The following is a 19,896-nucleotide window of genomic DNA, read 5'->3' on the forward strand; positions in this document are numbered from 1 at the left end:
CTCGCTGTCTTCGTTATCGGATGCCACGTGTCTGACTGCGCTCCTGGCTCTGCTCATAGCTGTCGGCAGCACGCCCGATGGTCTGTCTGTTGCCCATCGCCGTCTCATCCACCTTCGCCAATATGCGGTTGGCAAGGGTGTTGAGTGGCAGAGCCCCGGATTGGTAAGCCTCTACGACCTTCACGGGCAGGGTGACGATACGCGGCACTCTGTCGATGTCCACCAAGAGCACGTTGCCCTCAATCTGCGGATTTTCCAGCCGTTTGTCCAACGGCTCATCGTCATAGCGCTTAAAGCGTGTGGCATTGCTCTGGTTCTTGCGCTGCTCCGCCAGTGCCTCCTGACCGGCCGTGTTGAACAGACTGGCTCCGCCATAGAGCATGAGCGGGAACTTCATCAGAGGATTGGAGGCGAAGGTCCCGGCAAGGAGCGAGGCAAGCGGCATCATCGTCTGCTGGTTCAGACCGATGGATTTAGTCTTGCCCGTCAGTACGCCTAAGAGCATGTCAGGGAGCATAGCCAAGGTGAAGCCGAGATGGTTGAAGGTGTCGCCCATACCGTCAAGGCCGATATTACCAAGAAGGGCATTCCAGCCGGTGTAGTCACCAGTTGATAGTTGTTGTGGTGATATCAGTTGTTGTGACGTCTGTTGGCTGTTATCCGTCGGTGGGGATGCATTCTCCTGTAGCGGAACGGTTTCCTCAGCCTCGGCTATGTTCTTGTAGCTCACGGCATCGCGACCCGACCGTCGGCTGCCCTGCTCGTTGCGGATGGCTTTGGCAAAAGCCTCATACTCCATAGCCCGGTAGGTAGCTGCCGCTACGGACATGGTGGACGTGCGCCCGATGGCCTTGATCGTGCGTTCACCGGCATCGAGGGCCTTCGTCACCTTGCTGCGGTATGTCCTTGCATTGTCCGTGGCCCATTTCAGCGCGATAGCCAGCTGTTTGTCAGTGGCATACGACATTTCGTTGAAGCCCATTTGTGAGAACATCCATTGGGGGATGGTGGCTTTTCTTCGGTTAGCAGCTGTCACCTCCTGCCGTCCTAACTTACGCTGTTTCTCCAGATAATCCTTCTGTTGTCCGGAGCCCACACGGTCCACAGCCTCGACGCTAACGTCTATGGCAGCCTGCCCCAGCAGTCCGCCGACACCCATCGTTGTGGCGGCATTGACGATCCACGAGCTGATGCTTGCCGCCGCCTGCTCCACGAACGACGGGTTGTATTTCTTCTCCGCCTCCTTGTTGATATGGTTCTGCATGGCACTCTCGCGACTGCGGTTGGGGATATAGAACAGGGTGCCCTCCATGGCTTTGCGCGTGATATACTCTGCCGTGGATTTTGGGATCCGTTCCTTGATGAGATGGTCTACCATCTTCTTCTCCATGACCGCGTCGACGGTGATATGCTGCCGTTTCAGCTCCGCCTTCACCATGCTGATATAGTCTTCTACGGTCTTCGTGTTCCACTTGCCAGTGTAGTTCACCTGCGAGCGGTAGCAGTCCATTGCCGCCATACCACCGTCGGGACCCGCCGCACCGGCCATGAGCATGCGGTAGGACGCGTTGTGGCGTGCGGACTCCTCCGCCTTCAGGCGGTTGAGCTCGTCACGGACCCTATTCATGATGGGTACTACCCGGGTTGTGAAGATGTCGGGTTGTCGGGATGTTGCCATATTATGTGAATGTTTGTCTTAACTGTTTGATGACCTGTTCCCTGGTCTGCGCAAGGGCAGCATGGAGCACTTCCATCTGACGGGGATAATATTCTTCAAGCCATTCGTCCTTGCCGATGCTGTCGTGGATGAAGCGGATGGCAAGCTCACGGTTGATCTCCACGGCTCGCTCTCCCCGCTTCTTGCCGTTGAACCAGGCTTTTGTCCACCAGTTGATGCCGTCCTTGTCGGGATAGACGCTAACGAGGCGCTGGATGTCGAAGCTCTGAATGTCGATGTCGAAGCCGTCGAAAGGATCGATGAAGCCCTGACTGTCTATGGCGTCGTCAACAGCTTTTTTTTTTCAATCTCGGTCATGGATGAGAGAAACACGCCGTGTATGAGCGCAAGGTAATTGAGGAAGTCGTGAATGAGCAGAGTCTGCACCCTTCCGATGATCCCTAAGCTCCGTTCGCCGAGTCCCAAGGGATTGAGCATACTCGGTGCGTGCTCATAGTAGGCACCGGCAGCAGCCCCTTCCGCCAAGACACTGCGCAGGGCTGTCTCCGTGGAGCCCGGCACGCGGTAGCGGTTAGAGAGAAGGTCTGCCATATAGCGTCCGAAGAACCGGGTGTACATCTGGTCGATCTCCGGCTGTTGGGCATCGTAGGGCGTGGAGACGGGGAAGTCGAGGGTCGCCATCTCCGGGTTGTTGCCCGTCATGGCTTTCTGCTCCTGCATCATGAGGTTGTCCCTTACCATCGTAAGAAACTCCAGCGGATTGACCTCCTCACCGTTGAAGCGAACCTCCACATGGAGCAGACCGTCGCAGACGGCGATGTTGTCACCCGCCTTGACATTTCGTCCGAAGCCGCCCACTACTTCACGGATATGGGAATAGGTTACATCGAACGAACTGTTGTCTCCGGCAGCATAGTTTCGGTAGTTGACGGTGATCTGGAACCCCTTGCGGTTGTTGGTGGAGATGCCGGAGACGATGCCCGTGGCAAGGGCTTTCAGCCAGGTGTGGGGCGAGACCTTGAAGTCGACACCGTGATGGAAGAACTTCTCCCCGGTCACGGGATGCTGCTGGTCGCCGTAGTCAAGGGTGATGACCAATGGGCAGGGCTCCGGCAACTCAAAGGGCATGGCGTAGCCACTCGGTGAATAGAGGTTCATGGACGGATTGTATGCTGTCTTTTCCATAATTTGTGTGTTTAATAGTTATCGTCTGAGACCAGTCTGCTGCTCCCTTGCCAGTTCGTTTTCCGCTGTCTGGGCAACGGATGGTGTCTGCTTTTGAGAGTTGTTGCCGACCATCATCATCGCCATGAGGGCTCCGCCGATCTTGCCAAGGAGTCCTGTGCGGCCGAAGATGAGATACGACGCGGCAATCAGGGCTCCGATGCTCAGGCCCGACACCTTGCCGTGGACGAGGTTGTCGAGAAAATTGCCGAACATGTTCGTGCCGTTGCCGCCGAAGAGGTTGCCGAGGAAGTGGCTGATGCCGCGCAGTGTCTCACCCAGGGTGCCGAGAACTCCCTTGGCCTCCTCCGCGGTTTCCTTCACTCCGGTGAGAACGTTGGAAGCGGTGTCCTTGACATCCTCCACGGTGTTCTTGCCTGTGAAGCCGTTGACGACATCATGGGAGAAGTCGCCCGTGCCGTCGACACCCTTGCGCAGGGTCTTGCCCACGGAGGTGCCATAGGACTCGTCGGAGTTTGTGAGTTTCTGCCACCCGGCAAAGGCGGCGACACCCCCGACAATGGTTGTCTTGGGGTTGCGGGCAGCAGCGGAGGCTACCTTGGCAGTAGCACTGGCGACGTTGACCGTGGCGGCCTTGCCGCCTTGCCAGAGTGTGGAAGTGGCCTTCAAACCGCTGCGCCACAATTTGGGAGCGGCCTTAGTGAGTAATGATAACCATCCCATAGTACTTCATTTTTTGGGTTTCACATGTTTTGCGTTTACGCGCCAGGTGTCAAGGCACTCCTCGATGAGTCCGGCCCTACCCTCCCTATGCGGCAGTGAGTTGTATTCGATATTGTGCCATACTAGTCCCATCGTGGTACTCCGCACCAGTTTGGTGAGCATCGCCAGCTGATGGTTCATCGCCTTGAGCTGCGGACGGATGGAGAACACGAGGGAGATGCGCTGCTGCTCTGTCATCTTCTTGTCAAGGCATACCTCGCGGATGGTGTTGATGATGCCCATGCTCTTGGTGAGGATGCTGATGTAGATGTCGTTGCGCTTCTTGTGAAGAGCCACGGCAATGGCATTGGCAGGAGCCTCGCTGATCTGTTTTGACAGACTGCCCATGTGCTCGCAGAGTCGGTTAACCTCAAAGTAGAAACCATAGGCCTGGGCAGCATAGGAGATGGTCGTCCGGAAAGTGCTCAGGTAGTCGTCAAACTGTTTCTGCAGGTCCTTCGTGGCAGCGACCTCCTCGTTCAGCCAGATATGTCCGGCCGACTCGGCTCCCATCAGCTTGATCTGGGCGTTGTACTGCGACTCCGCCTTCTTCGTGTACTCGATGATCATCCCCGTCAGAATGGGATCAATCTGGGCATGACCGGGCAGTGGAAGGAGAACAGCGAGTAACAGGAGTAATACGATGTGCTTCATCTTACCGGGTGTTACTTGGAATACAGACTTACTTCTTTGGCATAGCGCTTCCAGTGGGACAGCGACTGCAGGGCGACGTCGCGACGGTCGCGCTCTATCATCCCGGCTGTGGCACGGTTCCAGACATCTGCCATTCGGTAATGGCGGATGCTGAGATAGAGCTGACGGAGCTTGTGGGAGAAGGACGATAGTCGGTCTTCGAGTTCCCACAGCGTCTTGGAACGCTCGGCACCCGTGAGCATATTGCTCTCGCCACCCTTGGCTACGGCATCCTTCAGTAGGGTGAAGACGGAAACCATCTCCGTGGTCGTCTCGATATAGAGATTGTTCATGCTCACTGTTGCGGCAATGCCCTGAGGGTTGTTGTTGACGGCACGGCGCAGCTTGTCGAGAGTGATGAGGATGCGGAGCCCGTCGTCATAGATATGTGTGGCGGCTTTCAGAGCGGAGGCATAGCCGTTGGCGGTCTTCAGATAGCTGTTGTACTTCTTCTCCCAACCTTTCATGGTCGTGAACTCCGCCGCCATGGTGCTTTGCAGGATGGCCGTGCCACGCTGCGCATCGGCTTCCTTGCCGACCGTCTCGTTGATAAGACTGTTTCCGGCAGCCAGAATGGTATGCTCACCGGGGTTGGCGGTTACTGCTTGCGCATGACTCCTGACGGTGAAGTTCAGGAGCATCAGCAGGATGAGGATGCTGGTATAGCCTATCCTCTGTCTCCCGGCTTGTTTTTTCTCATCGCTTTCGTTGAGTTCCACCTCACCGTCGCCGTCAAGGTCAATGCCGGAGGCAACTTTCTTCTCGCCATCAGGTCCGAGGATTTCCGTCTTGATACGTTCCATCTCTTTTTGGAAGAGCATGTCGTTCCAGTCCTTGGAACCATCGGGCGGAACCTCACGCACGACGGTCAGCTTGGGCAGTGCCTTACCGTCACGTCGCTGGGGATCGAAGAAACGGACGGCATAGGTCTTGACAGCCTGATAAGGCGACTCCCCCCTATCAGTAAGCGCATGGGGATTGTGTGGGCCGAAAGCGGGACGGGTATTGAACTCATTGATATCGTCCCATTTTACGTCTGAGACAAAGCCCTTTGGAAAATGCTCGTCAAGGAACTGGTTCAGAGCGTCGGTTTCTTCCTCTGTCAATCCCTCATAGTCGCCGTTCTCCAAGGCTGGTATCGCCCAGTCGGGAATGTCGTAGGTGCCTATTTCCTTCAGACGGCCTTGCTCCTGACCGATACAGAGCTTGTCTGTCAGCTTTTTGTAGTATTCCTCATGCAGCCGCATGGCCTTGCGCGTCTGTTCCTCTATCTCAAAGTCAGGACACAGCCCTGATGTCTTCATGGAATAGAGCTCGTCGGCTTCATTCTCATATAGTCCATAGGCATCCTGCAAGTCTTTGGGCAGCCGGTACTCGTCGCCGGAGAGCAGATTATCGGGATTCCGCAGGGAGGCCATATAGTCCTTCATGTCCTCGCCGACCTTGGGCAGACCTTCGCGAACGTGACGCAGCTCGGTATGGAAGTTCTCGGCAAACTGCCGTCCTGCCATGTCGTTGTCGAAACACAGGTGATGACAGGCCTCGGGCGCTTCCCTGATGACCCCGCGGAACTGCATGACCGTGGGATTGCCACCGGTGGAGAGATAGACGGCTCGGCGCAGCTCCTCATTCTTCCAAGCGTGGAGCTGGTAGTAAGCCATGGCATCGTAGGCACTCTCGAACCACAGCACATGGCGGGCATCCTTCAGCTCGGTGCCCTTGGGACTGGCTATCCACAGTCCTTCCGAGGCGTTGCTGCCAAGGGCCTTACCCTTATAGCCGCTGGACCCGTCGAGACGCGGACGGCCACGTTCTTCGAGCCCGACGATGTCCTTTCCACCGGGAACCGTCAGCGGAAAAGCAAGGTTTGTACGGTGGATATTCCTTTCATTATCAACACGTTTCGTTGAAAGCATGAAGTAAGGCGAGAAGGCTCTTTGAACATAAGGCTTGATCATGCGACTGTTGAAGAACTGTCCGAATTTGCGTATGTTCTCGGCTCTGAGTTTTTGGAAGTATGTGAACTGATAGTCCTTGACGCTGAAAGGCTTGGCCTGGCGACGGTGCTCGATGATGTTGTGCATGGATCTGTCGATGGGTTGGTTGAGAAGTCGGTTGCAAACGAGGTTGACGAGATGGTGCGTATTCATCCCGGGACGGTACTCCTGGAAGAGATCGGGGTGATGGATGATAAACGACACCACACTGTAGACCTTCTGCTCAGGCGGATGGAAGCAGCCCTTGCCGTTGGCCGTGACAATGAACTTGTCACCAGAGACACGTCTGCCGTCGCTGCCGACCCTCACATACGACGGCCAGCGCAGTCCGTCACGACGGTTGAGGTGGTAACCGGCGTCACGGAGCACGTCCTGGATGTCGATGCGCTCGCGGAAGTCGTTGTATGTCAGTGGCATATTCATCTGTTGCTAATGGTTTATCGGCTGAATCCTCCCATGTCACGGGCATTGATACCAGCGTGGAGTCCGGCATCAAAGGCACGCTCGGCAATGTCCTGCGGGGAGTCGACTCCGGGCTTGACATAGATGCGGCCCGTGCCGTGAACCTCCTGATGGAACACGGGAGCGGAATGGGGATGCTTGATGTGCTCAACGTTGTGGGCGATGTCGGCACCGAGATAAGTGGCATCGCTGAGGGCGGCGAGACCGGCACCGACGAAGGCTCCGAGGTTGAAGCCCTGACGCATCTCCGGACGGGTCTTCATATCGACCTCGTGGAAGACCTTCGACATCATGCGCTGACGCTGGTAGTCGTCCACGGCCATGTATTTGTCATACTGCTTCTTGCTGATGTCATGGCTGATGACCTCGCCGTTGATGACGGCGCACATCCGATAAGTGAATTTCTGCTCCTTATTACGCTGTTCCTGCTCCTTGTCTTTGTTCTGGGCGTTGTCGGGTGTAGGAGTCTTCTCTACCCAGATGTCGCCGACTTCCACATCTCTGCCGTGCTTGCCCTCACGGTACCAGCCCTTGCGGTCGTTCATCGCCTCCAGGTCACGGCCGTTGGCATAGCCCTGCTCGGGGTCAAGGGTCGGTGCATGGTGCTGCTGCGCCAATGGGTCAGCCGTGAGCTGAATCTTGTCGTCGGCAATCATACGGCCTTTCAGCTGTGCTTCGACCTCCGGCTTCAACCTGAGGGAGACCGTCTCCCGGCTGTTGAGCGTGTCCATCGTGATCTTGTCCTGAAAATCACCACTGATAACTCGGTTCAAGATGCCTAAGCGCTCCTTCATGGGCGTTGACTTGAGGGAGTTGTCGGTCAGCTTCTTCACCTCACTGTCGGTAAGGTCATAGACAAAATCCTGCTGGGTAGCACGCGACTGAATGGTCAGTGTCTTCTTGTCAGCATCGACGAGGATGCCATGGGAGGAGAGTACCTGCTGCCACTTCTCATTGCTGAAATAGACATTGGACGTGATCAGTTCCTTGTAGGGTTTGGCAGGCTCCTGAGGACGGGGACGGCTGACAGTCTGCGGAAGGATGTTCTGCATCTCCTGCAAGGGATCGGTATGGCCTCCTTTGTAGTAGTAGCCGTAGCCGCCACTTTTCAGCTCTCCCGGACGCAGACGGCCGTCGGTATGGTCGGCCACCATCGGCACGACGGCTACACCCGCCATGCGACGGAGGTGCATGCCGGGCTGCCTGGTGGGAGCCCAGCCAAGGAACGACCTGCCGTAGGCTGTTGGAATGAAATCGGAATGAAAGGTGTCAGGACGTTCACGGTAGCCGTGGAGCCCCATGGCCACACGGCTGTTGACACTGCGGGCGGAGACATAGGACGAGGGCACGTCGAAGTCCTTGCCGACAATCTGGTTGAATGTCCCGTAGGCTTTCTTGTTGGCGTAGTTGCTGCCACCGTCGCCGAGGGCACGGAACTGCTGCTCGCTGATGTCGTAGGTTATCATTGGCGAGTCGTGGCCTTGCACGAGCAGCTTATAGCGGTCCTGCTCGACAGCGAGCTGGGCTCTCATGCCGTTCTTTCGAAGCAGCTCTCGGAGCTCGTAGGACAGGTCGCCGCGGTAAGACATGGCTTCTGATCGGATGCTCATAGGGTTGTTGGGTGAAAAGGTTACTAATTGCTGATGCATTCCTCGAACAGAGCCTCGCGGAAATCCAGGAAGCTCTTGGCGGCTTCCTCACTCTGGGGGAAGATGTCATTGTCATGGCAGAACTGCTCATAGTCTTCTGTCATCTCTTTTGACTGGAGGGTGACAAAGTCAACGGCATTGATGTTGCCAGCCTCGTACTGCTCGCGTAATGTGTCGTAATCCGGGTAGTTCATAAAAGTATCAGTTTGAATGGTGAATAATTTAGCAGGAACGCGTGAGCTGCCGTGCCTCTTCGTTGGACGGGAGGTAGCTGCGCTGTAAGGAGTAGCCGTCGCTGTCACGCTGCTCGTCGATGCCTACTCCATAGCGTTGGGCCTGACGGAGCAACGCATCGCAGATGTCCTGGGTGAACTCGTTCTCGGGAACATAGGACAGGACGCCGCCTCTGTTGACCCAGCAGCCGTCGTTGCCAAAGGAATATTCCGGCATCTGGCGGCGCACCATTTTTTCCCATCGGCTGGCATCACCGGCTACGACGACAACGCCGTTCTCGGAGAAAAGGTCGAGGCCGATGGTGATACGCTCGTCGCGGTCGAGGAAGGTCGTCGTGACGAGTCCGCCGTGTTGGAAGCGGAGGATGTCCTCAGGCGTGAGGTCGAACTCATTGTTGATGTTCATGAGGTTACGGCCGATGATCTGTGTCGGGGAATAGACCACGCCGTTGGTGTCGCGGTCGAGCTGCACGAAGGCTTTTATCTTTTGGGTACTTTCCTCCCCGTCTGCCGACAGGAGCGTCTCCTCGATGTCGGAGACGATTACCTTTCCTGCGAGCAGCAGACTGCGCTCCTTGTCTGTGAAGGAGGACAGGTCGGCCTCCTTCAGTTTGGGTGAGAACAGAACGTCGATGCCGTCCTCTGTCTCTGTCAGACAGAACTTGGCGTAGCAATGGGTGAGTCCGAACGGCTGCCGAATGCTGATGGGCAGCAACGGCGATTTCAGCCCTGACTCAAGACGCTCGTGGACATAATCCGGGAGGTCGTAAATCATCTCCTCGGTCAGTCCGAACTCACTGAGAATGTCGAGAGGATATTCCTCTCTATGGAATGGTTTGTATGGCATAAGTATGCTTTTTGGTGAACATTACGATAGCAAAATTAAGCAGTATTACGGCTTGTACCTAAGTTCAAGCAAAAAATCAGCATTATTGCATAAGATGTTGATACATTGGTTCTAAACAAAATACTAAATCGAACCAATCCAGCTAATAACGGTGCAATAGTACGGGTTGTCAGCGTGTAATTCTTTTCAAGCCTCTCTTGTGTGCTATCTTTGTGGCATGATCATAAGAACCACGCTTAAAATTGTTTTTCTGATGACTTGTCTTGTCCCCTGCCGGGCACAGACAGCATCGGGTTATTTCCATACCATTGGCCAAAGCGAACGGTATGGAAAGGTTGTTGCTGCCCATGTAGAAATGCCCACGTTGCGTGATACATTGGCAGCAGAAAGTTCGGAGCCGCCTGACCCTCCAACAGAGAAAGCAGAAACGGAGATGCCGAAGCCAGCAGCAACGGCAAAGAAGGCTCCGAGGACGCGCAGCTACAGAAATTGGAAAGAAAGGGAGCTGACGATGTTCAACCTTTTGGAGGTCATCAGGGAAGTGGGCTTGTCAAATGGTCTGATCGTCCTTGCCCAGGCTCTGTTGGAAACCGGTCATTTCTCCTCTCGCGTCTGCAAGGAATACAACAATCTCTTTGGATTGTACGACAGTAAGAACAAGAAATATTTCCGGTTCAACAGATGGGAGGACAGCGTGGTGGCGTATCAGCGGATGATACAATACAGGTACAAGGGTGGCAACTACTTCCAGTTCCTCAAAAGGATTGGCTATGCCGAAGACCCACGGTATATCGTCAAACTGGCAAGGATGGTCAAGAGCATTTATAAGGATGTAGTTACAAGGTGATAAAATGCGCAAAAGTACTTCAAATATCAGTCGTAAAATTTTGAGAATCAATAGATTTTTCGTATCTTTGCAATATAAGTCAGGGATGTTCACACTCGTTTTGGCTGGTTGGCTGATGGCAGTCGACGGTCATGCGCAGACGGGTAAAACCTCTCCCTTCAATACGATTGGTGAGGGCTTCAAAAAACATCCGGAAAAGACAATAGAACTTGGCGAATCAGAGAATGATGAGCCGGGTGACACCATCGATGATGCCGACGTCATGCTGCCGCCCGCCGACAGTCTGAGGGCTTATCTGCCGATGGTGGCTCTTCCGCTCAAGCGTATCAGCGTCAGCTCGCCCTTCGGGTTACGCATGGATCCGATGAACAGACGAAGGAGGAGGATGCACAGCGGGTTGGACTTGAAGGCGCATTACGAACCGGTATTCTCGATGTTGCCGGGAACCGTCGTCGCAGCGTCCTACTCCATCAAGGGCGGTTATTATGTGACGATAGACCACGGTTTCTTCGTCTGCTCCTACCTCCATCTCTCCAAGATACTGGTCGTTGCAGGGCAGCGTGTCAGCGCAGGGCAGCCGATAGCCGTCAGCGGAAACAGTGGGCGCAACACTACAGGTCCGCATCTTCACGTCTCATGCCGCTGGGGAGGTAACAAAGGGAAATACTTTGACCCGGCGCTCATTCTTGAATACATCACCACACAACTAACAAACAAGTAACATCATGGGAGTCATACTTATCCTCGTCCTCATCCTGCTCATCTGGCGGGGAGGCAAGAACAAGCAGAAGAAACGTCGCCGTCGGACCTACACCGGTAAGTCCGACTGGGAGAAGATGTGCGATGACGGTGGGAAGTTTTATGGGTGGTAGGAGTATTTTTTTCGACTATAACGATGGTCTGCTTTATGCCCATCTATTGAAGCGCCGCTTAATTTTTTCCTTCCTTTATTTGCTATTGTTTCCTTCAAAATATGTACCTTTGCAATATCTACTTTAATTCACACAATCATGAAAAGGTTTTTGGTAACCACGACACCTTTGCTTGACGGCATCAAAATCCGAGAATATCTTGGCGTTGTAAATGCCAATATCGTTATTGGTGCAAATATAATAGCAGACTTTGCTGCATCATTCACAGACTTTTTTGGCGAAAACTCGGGCTCCTATTAAAGAAGAATGAATGAAATGTATGAAAGTGCCATTAAAGAACTGAAACGTAAGACCATGTTACTGGGATGTTGGTTATGTAGTTGCCATCATCATATTGATAATAATCGCTATAAGAGGTTTCATTTATAGAGAATGAGCAGTTTAAGCACATATTTGAAAATCATAGAATCATGTCGGAAACATGAATTGGCAGTATTGCAGAAAACATTGGGGTTCTGTAATACTATTACAACGCATGTAAAAGAGATATTGCGCGAGAAAGGAATTAAGTCACTAAAGATGTTGAATGTGCTTGATTACAATGGTCTTGACGAGCGACAGACCAGTCAGATAATCAAGGAAATTCTATCTTATGAGAACAATGGTGATTATCCCGTATGGCATTCTTTCGTAAATACCTTCATCCCAGAAATAGCCAATAAAGTTACTTCTCCCATCTTCTCCGCAGAAGAGCAGCACATTGATGTTTGGGTACGAGAACGCGGTTTGTACACGATAATTATAGAAAACAAGCTAAAGGGGGCTGCTTTCCAAAGAAACCAGTTAGGCCGATACGTTAAGAAGATGCTTGACAAAGGTTATGCTCCAGAAAATATCTATTTGGTATTGCTTCCTGGTTGGATTGACAATAATTTCTTGTCTCATATCCGATATTCTGCATGGAGAGCGCCAAAGGATTGGATGACCAACAACAGCGACCGCAAGTGTTGTGACCTGGATTCCGAGGATCAATATTCATGCTGGTGTGATAGGGAACAATGGAATATTGCAACAAATGAGTGGTGTCGGGAATGCCAAAATTGCAGAGATCTTTTTGTCAATAACGATAGAATAAGTGTGATTGATAGAATGTTTCCCGAATGGCTTGTTTCAGCTGCCTCAGATGATAAAGTCATCCCATCAACGGAGATATTCCTACGTTCAGCCATGATTCAGTTTGCTGACTATATCAATGGATTATATAATACGAGATTAAACATTCAAGAAGTAATGGTAATAATAGAAGAACTGATGCAGGATTTGTCTTTGAATCCGCAAACTCCTGAAGAGAACTTGGCAAAAGTGTCCAAGACATTAGAGGACATAAATAGTCTTCAACAGTCTCTAAAAACGCTTGAAGCGATTCTGAGGATGCGTGTATGGCAAAATGAAGTAGGGAAAGAATTTCCTGATGCACGAATAGACACTGACGACTTTAGCTTTGGAATCCTTTTAAATGGCTTGTATTGTGGAGTTTGGATCGAAGATGATAATAGACTATACTGGGGATTCTATCGCAATCCTGACAAAATCTATAATGTTGATGATATAGAAAGAATGGTTAAAGCTATATTGGAGCAATGCCCAAATTGCCCAAGCCGCGGACCTAAAAATGATTTTATTGCATGGAATTATACCGATAAAGGAGCCGAAAACATTGCAGAATTGCTTACCGCTGCTGAAAAGTCGGGGTATAAATACCAGAGAAAATAAAGAAAAAAATATCTCCGCAGTCGAGGCTCCAACAACCCTATTCTAACACCCCTTTGCAGTATAATCTCCCTTTTAAATGTTATTCTGCTGCAAAGGCTTGTTATGATTATAGGTATTATCAAAAGTTTAACCATCCCTTTTCAAGAATTAGTCTGTGTGTAGCGTTAGTACCGCTTGTTTTGTCCACCCATAGGTATAGACCATGCCTTTAAGCTGTTGGTCGTAGAAGTAGGATAAATTTTATTACCTTTATGAACTCTGTTTCTGTTTTGCTCTTTGAGATCCACTTCTTTTCTAATTTGTCTTGTGCCCATGGGGCTACTTTTTTCAAGTGCATGTTTAATCTTTGCTGTTTCTTTAGCTAATATATATGCTTGTTCTTTTTCTCTCAATCTTTGTCGAAGTTCCGCTTTTTTTCTTTTTTTTGCTTGCCACTCAATTCGGCGATCAACCTTTCTATTTGCCTTGCCTTTTTCTTGTGATTGTTCGTCATCGTTGTCCTCCGCTGCGAAATCCATCTTTTCAAGGGATTCCTTAGAATAGGATTTGCAAACTTCATTTAATGCTTGCTTTGACTTATCAGAGAGGAAATCAGCTAATTTCATAGTATTATTTTTGTAAAGAAAGTCTTGGATTAAAGTTTCTATCTGGACAAATTAATTTTACTGTATCTTGTTTTTTACAGCAATATACCTTTGTCTTTATAGTTCTTTACGCCACTCCTATCAGTTCTATATCGAATATGAGCGTGGAACCGCCGGGAATGCTGGGCTGCGAGTATTTGCCGTACCCCATCTCGGCTGGGATGTATAGCTCCCACTGGTCGCCGACGTGCATTTGTTGGAGGGCAATGATCCAACCATCAATCAAGTCGCTGAGTCGCATGGCAATCGGTGTACCGCCAATGCTTGTGTCGAATTTCTTGCCGTCGATGGTCCAGCCGGTATAATGAACGGTGACGATGCTCCGTTTCTGTGGCTGCGCGCCATCCGGATCGCCTGACTTCAATACTTTATAATAGATGCCATTGGGGAGGGCTTTCACGCCCTCCTCCTTGGCTTTGTCTTCCAACCATTTGCGGTTGGCAATGATGTATTCACGCTTAGACATATTTACTTAGAAGACTCGTTAAAATCTACTTTCCGACTATTCCAAGGCTTATTGGGGAACGTGCCCTTTTCCCAGCCTCTCACATATTGCTTGTTGACGTAGAAGCAATAGGGCTCTTTGTAAAACTTTGCAGTATGCTTTTCGTCTATACCGCTGCGTAAAGCCTGTCCTATATAGTCATTTGGAAGTCCGTCCTCCAGATTTGGCATTATCTCATCGATATTTTTCTTTTCTATGATAGGAAGCATAAACTTCACGGCATCTGCATTTCCATCACATGGCAGATAGTCGAACAGGGCATCGCTGCAATTCCATGGCCCGACGATGAAGGAATCCATATCATCAGAATCATTATTGGGAGTGAGCTTTCTAAGGGTACGAATTAGAATGCCACCATAAGAAGATTTCTTAGAGTAATCTTCTTTCTGTTCCTTCTTTGCATCTTCCCATCTTAGGCGCAACTTGCTTATGTCTTCATCATCTTTAACGATGTTGCTCTTTAGCGTGATGTCTACACCACTGGGGTGTAGAAACCAGTTCCCTGCTTCTGACTTGCGAGGATATACACTAAGATCACGATGATTGGGTGAATACCAATAGAACTCAATCTCTACCATCTGATAGTAGTCATCTCCCTTCTTGATGGCAAATTCACTCATAAGCTTCGTAGCAACGTCTTTAAATACGTTGTCAAGCTCTTCTTCTTTTGTTTCTGGTTTTATTTTCGCCAGCAGATTTACTAATTCTTCCATAGTTCCTTTAGTTTATGGTTCGCTTGCAAATTTACGAATAATTATTGAAATATGTTCCATGTAGCGCAATGAATTGCTCCACCACGTCGAACAAGTGGCAGTGCATTGATGGTTTCTATTGGCTTGGGAGTGATTTTCGACAGTTGTTCGACAGCCTCGCAGTCTTCTGCAACCCCCAACCTGGGAACCAAGACAACGTTTTGAGTCTCTACAAAGTTGACGTAGCACCAAGAGCGAAGATGAAAACCTTTCTTGAACGAATACTCCAATTCTTTGACTTCAAAGCCGGCCTTGTCAAGTCGCTCGTGGATTTGTCGGGCGATATTCTTATCAAAGTCACTGTAGTTGGTCATTACTACAGTACCATTCAGATAGTTGATGATTCCATCAGAATGACCGTACATTTCGGCTTTATCCCATGGTAACCACAGAACTTCACGGTGGAAACGATCTCTGATGATTGCTTCAATGTCTGCTTGGTTGTATTGAGGATTTTCAACCATAACCTTCTCCGTCATGGCCACATACTTATCGGCCAACTTGACAACGTTACCGCCGTCAATCACAAGCCCTAACTGCTTTGTAGTCTTTCCTAATGTATCTTCTACAAAATGCTCAGATGTTACAAGGTACTTGCCGTATCGCTTTGATGACAGAAGATAGTCGGGAGTATATTGGTACTCCAAGAAGCAGTCGTCACTCAACTGGATGGGCATGTAATCCCTTACCCAGATGTTGTCTTTCGAACCACAGAATGCGACCCGAATACCATGCTTGCCACATTTCTCCTTTATCTCCTCCACTATCTCAGGAAAGAGACCAGGCGACAGTAGTATCACATTGCTGTCTGATTCTACAATGTTCCTCATATTCAACAAATTAAATAATAAATATCTACCACCAAGGTATAATAAGGATTTGGATTCTCCAAATTTTGAGGCGACTTTTTTTACTTCTTGTAGAACTCCTGTATCTCGGCAATCATGTCCTTGACCTCTTGATTGACCTTCAGGAAGTTGGCATAGAGGATGCGCTCATGCGCCTCGATAGAAGGGAATTTATAGAACATACTAATCAGACTTGGAGAGAATGTGTGATGATGACGGAAAGTTCTATGGGCGGTAGGCATTTGAAAAAACGGCTATATAGACTTAGTTGTATAAGTTTATAACCCCTATTTTACTCTGAACATTGATTTTTCCTCCAATTACGAAAATAGATTTCGCTGTTATTTTGTAACTTTGCAACCGAGATAAAAAAAAGATTAGAATTAGAGTCCTATACGGATATGATACAGAATTTGCACATAACAACATCACGTTTCTTTGCCCGGAGTTATCGACGCTTCGAGCATAGTAGCTATGTGCATACATTTAGTACATCGCTTACCTCCGGCATGGGATTCCGTAGTTATCGCACGCATAGTTATTTCTATCGGGTATCATAGATTGATTCAACGATAGAGTTCCTATTAGATATAGATAGTTGGGATTTCCTTACCGGGAAGTTTCAACTTTTTTATTTTACTTAACGAACATATAACTATGCCTGCAAATAAGAATGCTTTAATCAGATACAAAACGATAGACAATTGTCTGAGGAACAGATATAGAAGATGGACACTCGATGACCTCGTGGAAGCGTGTAGCGAAGCACTATACGACATGGAGGGTATCACTAAAGGCGTATGTGCCAGAACGGTACAGATGGACATACAAATTATGAGGTCTGACAAACTGGGGTACAATGCGCCGATTGAGGTTTACGACAGAATATACTACAGATACGCAGACCCTGACTACTCCATTACGGAGATGCCATTGTCTTTAGAGGACTGCAAGCTCATCAAGCAGGCTATCCTGCTCCTTGATAAGGAAAACAAAACTGACAAGGAGACTGTGAGAGTGCTTGACGAGGTGAAGAACAGACTCATTGCCATCTTAAACTTCGTGTAAGACAGCAACGTGCTGTGCTTAATTCCTTCACTTCATTAATAAAATAAAAGCTTCCTTACCTGCATTACAGCAAGTAAGGGAGCCTTTTATCGTATGGAGCTTCAAGCCGGATTCGAACCGACGACCTGTTCATTACAAGTGAACTGCACTACCACTATGCTATTGAAGCGAATTGGGAGCCCAACAGGATTCGAACCTGCGACCACCAGTGCCACAAACTGGCGCTCTTCCAACTGAGCTACGGACTCCATATTGCAGTCCCGAAAAGGGAATGTCTCGTTGAGGTGGAGGGACTCGAACCCCCGAAGCCGAATAGCGGCAGATTTACAGTCTGCTCTCGTTGCCGCTGGAGAACACCTCAATAATTGTGGAGCCTTGAGGAGTCGGACCTCATTCTCAGGATTTTCAGTCCTGCGCATACACCACGTCTGCCAAGTCTCCATAAAGGTGATGAGGGTGGGACTCGAACCCACAACCGGATGTTCCGTGGACACCTACTCTGATCCAATTGAGCTACCTCACCATAAGAGCGGAAGCAGAAGGATTCGAACCTTCGGAGCCTTTTGAGCTCGGCACGTTAGCAGTGTGCTGGTTTCGACCACTCACCCATACTTCCTTGTTTGATGATGCAAAGTTACTATTGTCGGATGCAGCCTTTTTTCGTAGCAAGAAAAATCTTCAAAAAAAGTTTGTTTTCTACCTAAAAAGGGTTCTGTATTGTGGGAGACAACAATATTGGGTAAATAATTATGGCTTATTCAATTTATTTTGTGAAAACAGAGAACTTTCATCCATTTCACTTCTTATAGAACTCCTGTATCTCTGCTATCATGTCCTTGACCTCCTGATTAACCTTCAGAAAGTTAGCATAAAGGATGCGCTCACGCGCCTCGACGGAAGGGAAGTTGTAGAACTTCGGCAAGGGGTACTGGACATAGGCTTTCTCCTCCTTGGCAATCTCGGCCATGTCGAAGTCGGTCTTGCAGAAGAACTTGCTGGTCTTGAACTCCTCGGCCTCCTGGATGTCCATGCTGCCGCCACGGCCGGTCTTGGTCTTGATGAAGTCGCGGGCCGTCTGACCGCAGATCCAGCCGGTGGGCATGTCCGCAATCTTTGAGCCCGGCACCAGCGAGTCCATGTTCTCATTGAGGTTGATGGAAGTCTTGTCACGGTCAATGGTCACACCTTTCTTCAGTTGTACCACCTTGCCGAAGATGTCGTTGGAGAGCCATTCCAAGGTTTCCTTCGCACGGGCGGAACCGCTGACTACATTACCAACGGTGGTGATGACCTTCTGCATACCGACCTTGCCATAGTCCGACTCCAACTGAGGAAGCTCCTGAAAGCCCAACGTCACGCTCACCTTGTTGCTTCGCGCCGTACCGATGAGACGGTCAATCTTATGGAAGTAAAGTGTGGGCAGCTCATCGACGATGATGCTCACCGGCACATTCTTTCCCTGCCCGGTGTTGACACGTGTCACAAGGCGGTTGAGGATAAGGGCGTTGAGGGCACCAATGATGCTTTCCATCTCCGGGTCGTTCGCAATGAGCAGGTAGCTGGGATGCTTCGGATCGCTGACTTTCAGGTCGAAGTCATCGCCTTCCTTGCTGAATATCCAGTAAGACTCCTTCGTGGCCAGTCGGGACGTGAACACACGCAGAGTACCAATCATACCCTCCAACTGCTCCATGGCCTTGTTCTCAAAAGCCGTACGGAACGGACCGAGCAGTGGTGCTACCTCGGTATCGGTCATCAGCACCTCAAAGATGGTATCATAGCTCTCGTTGAGGAAAGACAGGATATGCGGCATGTCGCTGTACTTGCCCAACCAATAGGCGGGCTCACAGACATTGCCCTCGGCATCGCGGACGACACCCGTCGGCTTGACCATCCCCGTCTCCGGGTCAATAGTCTTGTCATAGGCCAGCTCCCTGCCCTGCTCGTCGTAGGGCCGCTTCTGATAATTGCAGAAGAAGTAGATGCACGCGGCGAGGAAGTTGACAGCGGAAGTCTGGAAGAACTGGTCGCTGCCGCCTCCACCCTCTTTCTTGCCTTTCTGCAATGACTCCAAGAGCGTCTCTGCCGTCTCACTGGCAGCAGCGAGATTGCTGATGTACTTCAACTGGATGGGATTGACCCTCCGGCTGTATTCCACGTTGACGAAGTTGATGATATTGAAGTCGCAGCCCTCAGGCGTGCGTCCGGCTTTCTTGTTGATGCGGTAATGGTAGTAGAGCTTCTGAGCCAGCGTCGGGAACTTATAGTCGTAAGCGACGACGGCAAAGCCCTTGGCACTGTGCTGTCGGATGAAAGGCTCGATGATGGAGAAAGTCTTACCAGAGCCAGGTGTGCCGACAACCCACGTGCCACGGAAGGGATTGACGATATTCACCCAGCCCTTGCGGAACTTCCCTTTGTAGTAATAACGCATGGGAATGTTCACACTGTACTTGTTCTCTATCTTCTTGTCGTTCTGCAGGAAACTCTCGTTCTCCAGGTTGAAGCGGTCTTTGAGCAGTCCGTCCTTCAGATACTTCGAGATGTTGTCCAACGCCACATGACAGAGCACCGTGCCCACGACCGACATGAGGAAGTAGAGCCACGTGCTGCAAGGGAGCGAGAAGAAACAAGGCTGCCAGCCACGGTAGAACATCCACACCGAGAGGAACATCAGCATCAGGCCAAAGGACAGCGGATAGATGACCATACGCTTGGCGTTGAACTCGAGATGTTTCTTGTTCCTCGTGCCGATGCAGGTCACGCAGATTATGAGCAAGGTCATAATTTTACTGTGAAGCAGATGACCGTCCTGGTAGATGTCCATCAGCTTCATTCTGCCGTGAATGTCCGCGACGATGCCACCCCAGAACGTCAGCATTCCGGGGGTGATGGCATACTCGAAAAACTCGATGACCAGTGACAGATAGATGAATGTCCTGAAAATCTTGTAGATGGACTGCAGGTCCTTGCTTTCTTCCATGCTTCTTCTTTGATTGGGGTTACAATGATACGTTGACGCGGAATGACTAAGGCATGGTCATACCGTGACCATAGCGTGGTCATGCTATGACCATGAGC

General features: G+C 50.4%; 19 protein-coding genes, 6 tRNA genes and 2 pseudogenes. 6 read left to right on the plus strand and 21 right to left on the minus strand.

Going from position 1 to position 19,896, the window contains the following annotated elements:
* Positions 1–13: 13 nt before the first annotated feature.
* From G604_RS0107865 to G604_RS0107905, 10 genes and pseudogenes are all read right to left on the minus strand, one after another.
* Positions 14–1,678, minus strand: coding sequence for a hypothetical protein (locus tag G604_RS0107865; protein ID WP_036904985.1), 1,665 nt, complete (start codon positions 1,676–1,678; stop codon positions 14–16).
* Between the two features lies 1 nt (position 1,679).
* A complete protein-coding gene (locus tag G604_RS13905; protein ID WP_081657707.1) occupies positions 1,680–1,979 on the minus strand; it encodes a hypothetical protein in 300 nt (99 codons plus the stop codon).
* Positions 1,980–1,993: 14 nt separating this feature from the next.
* Entirely contained in the window at positions 1,994–2,863 is an 870-nt protein-coding gene (locus G604_RS0107875; RefSeq protein WP_051220300.1) for a M23 family metallopeptidase, read from the minus strand.
* An 18-nt stretch (positions 2,864–2,881) separates the two neighbouring features.
* Positions 2,882–3,586, minus strand: coding sequence for a hypothetical protein (locus tag G604_RS13910; protein WP_051220301.1), 705 nt, complete (start codon positions 3,584–3,586; stop codon positions 2,882–2,884).
* Positions 3,587–3,592: 6 nt separating this feature from the next.
* Positions 3,593–4,279, minus strand: coding sequence for a hypothetical protein (locus G604_RS0107885; protein ID WP_028910094.1), 687 nt, complete (start codon positions 4,277–4,279; stop codon positions 3,593–3,595).
* Between the two features lie 11 nt (positions 4,280–4,290).
* Positions 4,291–4,959, minus strand: a complete 669-nt coding sequence (locus G604_RS15540) for a hypothetical protein (protein ID WP_231376103.1) — start codon at positions 4,957–4,959, stop codon at positions 4,291–4,293.
* A 357-nt stretch (positions 4,960–5,316) separates the two neighbouring features.
* Positions 5,317–6,738: pseudogene (locus G604_RS15675) on the minus strand (DUF6926 domain-containing protein); the annotation flags it as partial.
* 14 nt (positions 6,739–6,752) lie between these two features.
* Positions 6,753–8,387, minus strand: a complete 1,635-nt coding sequence (locus G604_RS0107895; protein WP_028910095.1) for a hypothetical protein — start codon at positions 8,385–8,387, stop codon at positions 6,753–6,755.
* Between the two features lie 23 nt (positions 8,388–8,410).
* Complete coding sequence (locus tag G604_RS0107900; protein WP_028910096.1) at positions 8,411–8,620, minus strand: hypothetical protein; 210 nt, start codon at positions 8,618–8,620, stop codon at positions 8,411–8,413.
* 28 nt (positions 8,621–8,648) lie between these two features.
* On the minus strand, positions 8,649–9,506 hold the full coding sequence (locus G604_RS0107905) for a DUF4099 domain-containing protein (RefSeq protein WP_028910097.1): 858 nt from the start codon (positions 9,504–9,506) through the stop codon (positions 8,649–8,651).
* 253 nt (positions 9,507–9,759) lie between these two features.
* Between G604_RS0107905 and G604_RS14790 the strand changes: the two genes are divergently transcribed.
* From G604_RS14790 to G604_RS0107930, 5 genes are all read left to right on the plus strand, one after another.
* The gene (locus G604_RS14790; protein ID WP_051220303.1) at positions 9,760–10,353 is read left to right on the plus strand and encodes a glucosaminidase domain-containing protein; all 594 of its coding nucleotides are present in this window, start codon (positions 9,760–9,762) and stop codon (positions 10,351–10,353) included.
* An 85-nt stretch (positions 10,354–10,438) separates the two neighbouring features.
* A complete protein-coding gene (locus G604_RS14795) occupies positions 10,439–11,074 on the plus strand; it encodes a M23 family metallopeptidase (RefSeq protein WP_196801106.1) in 636 nt (211 codons plus the stop codon).
* A gap of 4 nt (positions 11,075–11,078) precedes the next feature.
* Entirely contained in the window at positions 11,079–11,225 is a 147-nt protein-coding gene (locus G604_RS15225; protein ID WP_155941889.1) for a hypothetical protein, read from the plus strand.
* Between the two features lie 138 nt (positions 11,226–11,363).
* The gene (locus G604_RS15715) at positions 11,364–11,525 is read left to right on the plus strand and encodes a heavy metal-binding domain-containing protein (RefSeq protein WP_081657709.1); all 162 of its coding nucleotides are present in this window, start codon (positions 11,364–11,366) and stop codon (positions 11,523–11,525) included.
* A 132-nt stretch (positions 11,526–11,657) separates the two neighbouring features.
* Positions 11,658–12,998, plus strand: coding sequence for a PD-(D/E)XK nuclease family protein (locus tag G604_RS0107930; RefSeq protein ID WP_155941890.1), 1,341 nt, complete (start codon positions 11,658–11,660; stop codon positions 12,996–12,998).
* Positions 12,999–13,162: 164 nt separating this feature from the next.
* Here G604_RS0107930 and G604_RS0107935 read toward each other — a convergent pair whose 3' ends face one another.
* From G604_RS0107935 to G604_RS13935, 4 genes are all read right to left on the minus strand, one after another.
* Positions 13,163–13,603, minus strand: a complete 441-nt coding sequence (locus G604_RS0107935) for a hypothetical protein (protein ID WP_028910100.1) — start codon at positions 13,601–13,603, stop codon at positions 13,163–13,165.
* A gap of 106 nt (positions 13,604–13,709) precedes the next feature.
* Positions 13,710–14,108 carry an FKBP-type peptidyl-prolyl cis-trans isomerase gene (locus G604_RS0107940; RefSeq protein WP_028910101.1) on the minus strand — a complete coding sequence of 133 codons (399 nt, stop codon included), beginning with the start codon at positions 14,106–14,108 and terminating at the stop codon, positions 13,710–13,712.
* A 2-nt stretch (positions 14,109–14,110) separates the two neighbouring features.
* The gene (locus G604_RS0107945; RefSeq protein ID WP_028910102.1) at positions 14,111–14,860 is read right to left on the minus strand and encodes a hypothetical protein; all 750 of its coding nucleotides are present in this window, start codon (positions 14,858–14,860) and stop codon (positions 14,111–14,113) included.
* Between the two features lie 41 nt (positions 14,861–14,901).
* Positions 14,902–15,729, minus strand: coding sequence for an agmatine deiminase family protein (locus tag G604_RS13935; protein ID WP_036904991.1), 828 nt, complete (start codon positions 15,727–15,729; stop codon positions 14,902–14,904).
* 675 nt (positions 15,730–16,404) lie between these two features.
* Here G604_RS13935 and G604_RS0107960 point away from each other — a divergent pair.
* Positions 16,405–16,728: pseudogene (locus tag G604_RS0107960) on the plus strand (hypothetical protein); the annotation flags it as partial.
* Between the two features lie 181 nt (positions 16,729–16,909).
* On the opposite strand, the gene G604_RS0107965 reads toward G604_RS0107960, so the two are convergent.
* The 7 genes from G604_RS0107965 to G604_RS0107990 all read right to left on the minus strand — a co-directional run bounded on the left by G604_RS0107965 (position 16,910) and on the right by G604_RS0107990 (position 19,798).
* Positions 16,910–16,984: transfer RNA gene (locus G604_RS0107965), tRNA-Thr, on the minus strand.
* 6 nt (positions 16,985–16,990) lie between these two features.
* Positions 16,991–17,063 (minus strand) — tRNA-His (locus tag G604_RS0107970).
* Between the two features lie 31 nt (positions 17,064–17,094).
* A tRNA-Tyr gene (locus tag G604_RS0107975) sits at positions 17,095–17,176 on the minus strand.
* Positions 17,177–17,183: 7 nt separating this feature from the next.
* Positions 17,184–17,256, minus strand: a tRNA-Phe gene (locus tag G604_RS15230).
* Positions 17,257–17,263: 7 nt separating this feature from the next.
* Positions 17,264–17,338: transfer RNA gene (locus G604_RS0107980), tRNA-Arg, on the minus strand.
* A 7-nt stretch (positions 17,339–17,345) separates the two neighbouring features.
* Positions 17,346–17,431, minus strand: a tRNA-Ser gene (locus tag G604_RS0107985).
* A gap of 180 nt (positions 17,432–17,611) precedes the next feature.
* Positions 17,612–19,798, minus strand: a complete 2,187-nt coding sequence (locus tag G604_RS0107990; RefSeq protein ID WP_028910104.1) for a type IV secretory system conjugative DNA transfer family protein — start codon at positions 19,796–19,798, stop codon at positions 17,612–17,614.
* Positions 19,799–19,896 lie beyond the last annotated feature (98 nt).

The sequence above is a fragment of the Prevotella sp. AGR2160 genome, assembly GCF_000424185.1.
Classification (GTDB): domain Bacteria; phylum Bacteroidota; class Bacteroidia; order Bacteroidales; family Bacteroidaceae; genus Prevotella.

Bases quoted from the DNA above. Each gene is read 5' to 3' on its own strand.
- G604_RS0107865 (WP_036904985.1), bottom strand. From the start codon at position 1,678: ATGGCAACATCCCGACAACCCGACATCTTCACAACCCGGGTAGTACCC.
- G604_RS0107875 (WP_051220300.1), bottom strand. From the start codon at position 2,863: ATGGAAAAGACAGCATACAATCCGTCCATGAACCTCTATTCACCGAGT.
- G604_RS13910 (WP_051220301.1), bottom strand. From the start codon at position 3,586: ATGGGATGGTTATCATTACTCACTAAGGCCGCTCCCAAATTGTGGCGC.
- G604_RS0107885 (WP_028910094.1), bottom strand. From the start codon at position 4,279: ATGAAGCACATCGTATTACTCCTGTTACTCGCTGTTCTCCTTCCACTG.
- G604_RS15540 (WP_231376103.1), bottom strand. From the start codon at position 4,959: ATGCTCCTGAACTTCACCGTCAGGAGTCATGCGCAAGCAGTAACCGCC.
- G604_RS0107895 (WP_028910095.1), bottom strand. From the start codon at position 8,387: ATGAGCATCCGATCAGAAGCCATGTCTTACCGCGGCGACCTGTCCTAC.
- G604_RS0107900 (WP_028910096.1), bottom strand. From the start codon at position 8,620: ATGAACTACCCGGATTACGACACATTACGCGAGCAGTACGAGGCTGGC.
- G604_RS0107905 (WP_028910097.1), bottom strand. From the start codon at position 9,506: ATGCCATACAAACCATTCCATAGAGAGGAATATCCTCTCGACATTCTC.
- G604_RS14790 (WP_051220303.1), top strand. From the start codon at position 9,760: ATGACTTGTCTTGTCCCCTGCCGGGCACAGACAGCATCGGGTTATTTC.
- G604_RS14795 (WP_196801106.1), top strand. From the start codon at position 10,439: ATGTTCACACTCGTTTTGGCTGGTTGGCTGATGGCAGTCGACGGTCAT.
- G604_RS15225 (WP_155941889.1), top strand. From the start codon at position 11,079: ATGGGAGTCATACTTATCCTCGTCCTCATCCTGCTCATCTGGCGGGGA.
- G604_RS15715 (WP_081657709.1), top strand. From the start codon at position 11,364: ATGAAAAGGTTTTTGGTAACCACGACACCTTTGCTTGACGGCATCAAA.
- G604_RS0107930 (WP_155941890.1), top strand. From the start codon at position 11,658: ATGAGCAGTTTAAGCACATATTTGAAAATCATAGAATCATGTCGGAAA.
- G604_RS0107935 (WP_028910100.1), bottom strand. From the start codon at position 13,603: ATGAAATTAGCTGATTTCCTCTCTGATAAGTCAAAGCAAGCATTAAAT.
- G604_RS0107940 (WP_028910101.1), bottom strand. From the start codon at position 14,108: ATGTCTAAGCGTGAATACATCATTGCCAACCGCAAATGGTTGGAAGAC.
- G604_RS0107945 (WP_028910102.1), bottom strand. From the start codon at position 14,860: ATGGAAGAATTAGTAAATCTGCTGGCGAAAATAAAACCAGAAACAAAA.
- G604_RS13935 (WP_036904991.1), bottom strand. From the start codon at position 15,729: ATGAGGAACATTGTAGAATCAGACAGCAATGTGATACTACTGTCGCCT.
- G604_RS0107990 (WP_028910104.1), bottom strand. From the start codon at position 19,798: ATGGAAGAAAGCAAGGACCTGCAGTCCATCTACAAGATTTTCAGGACA.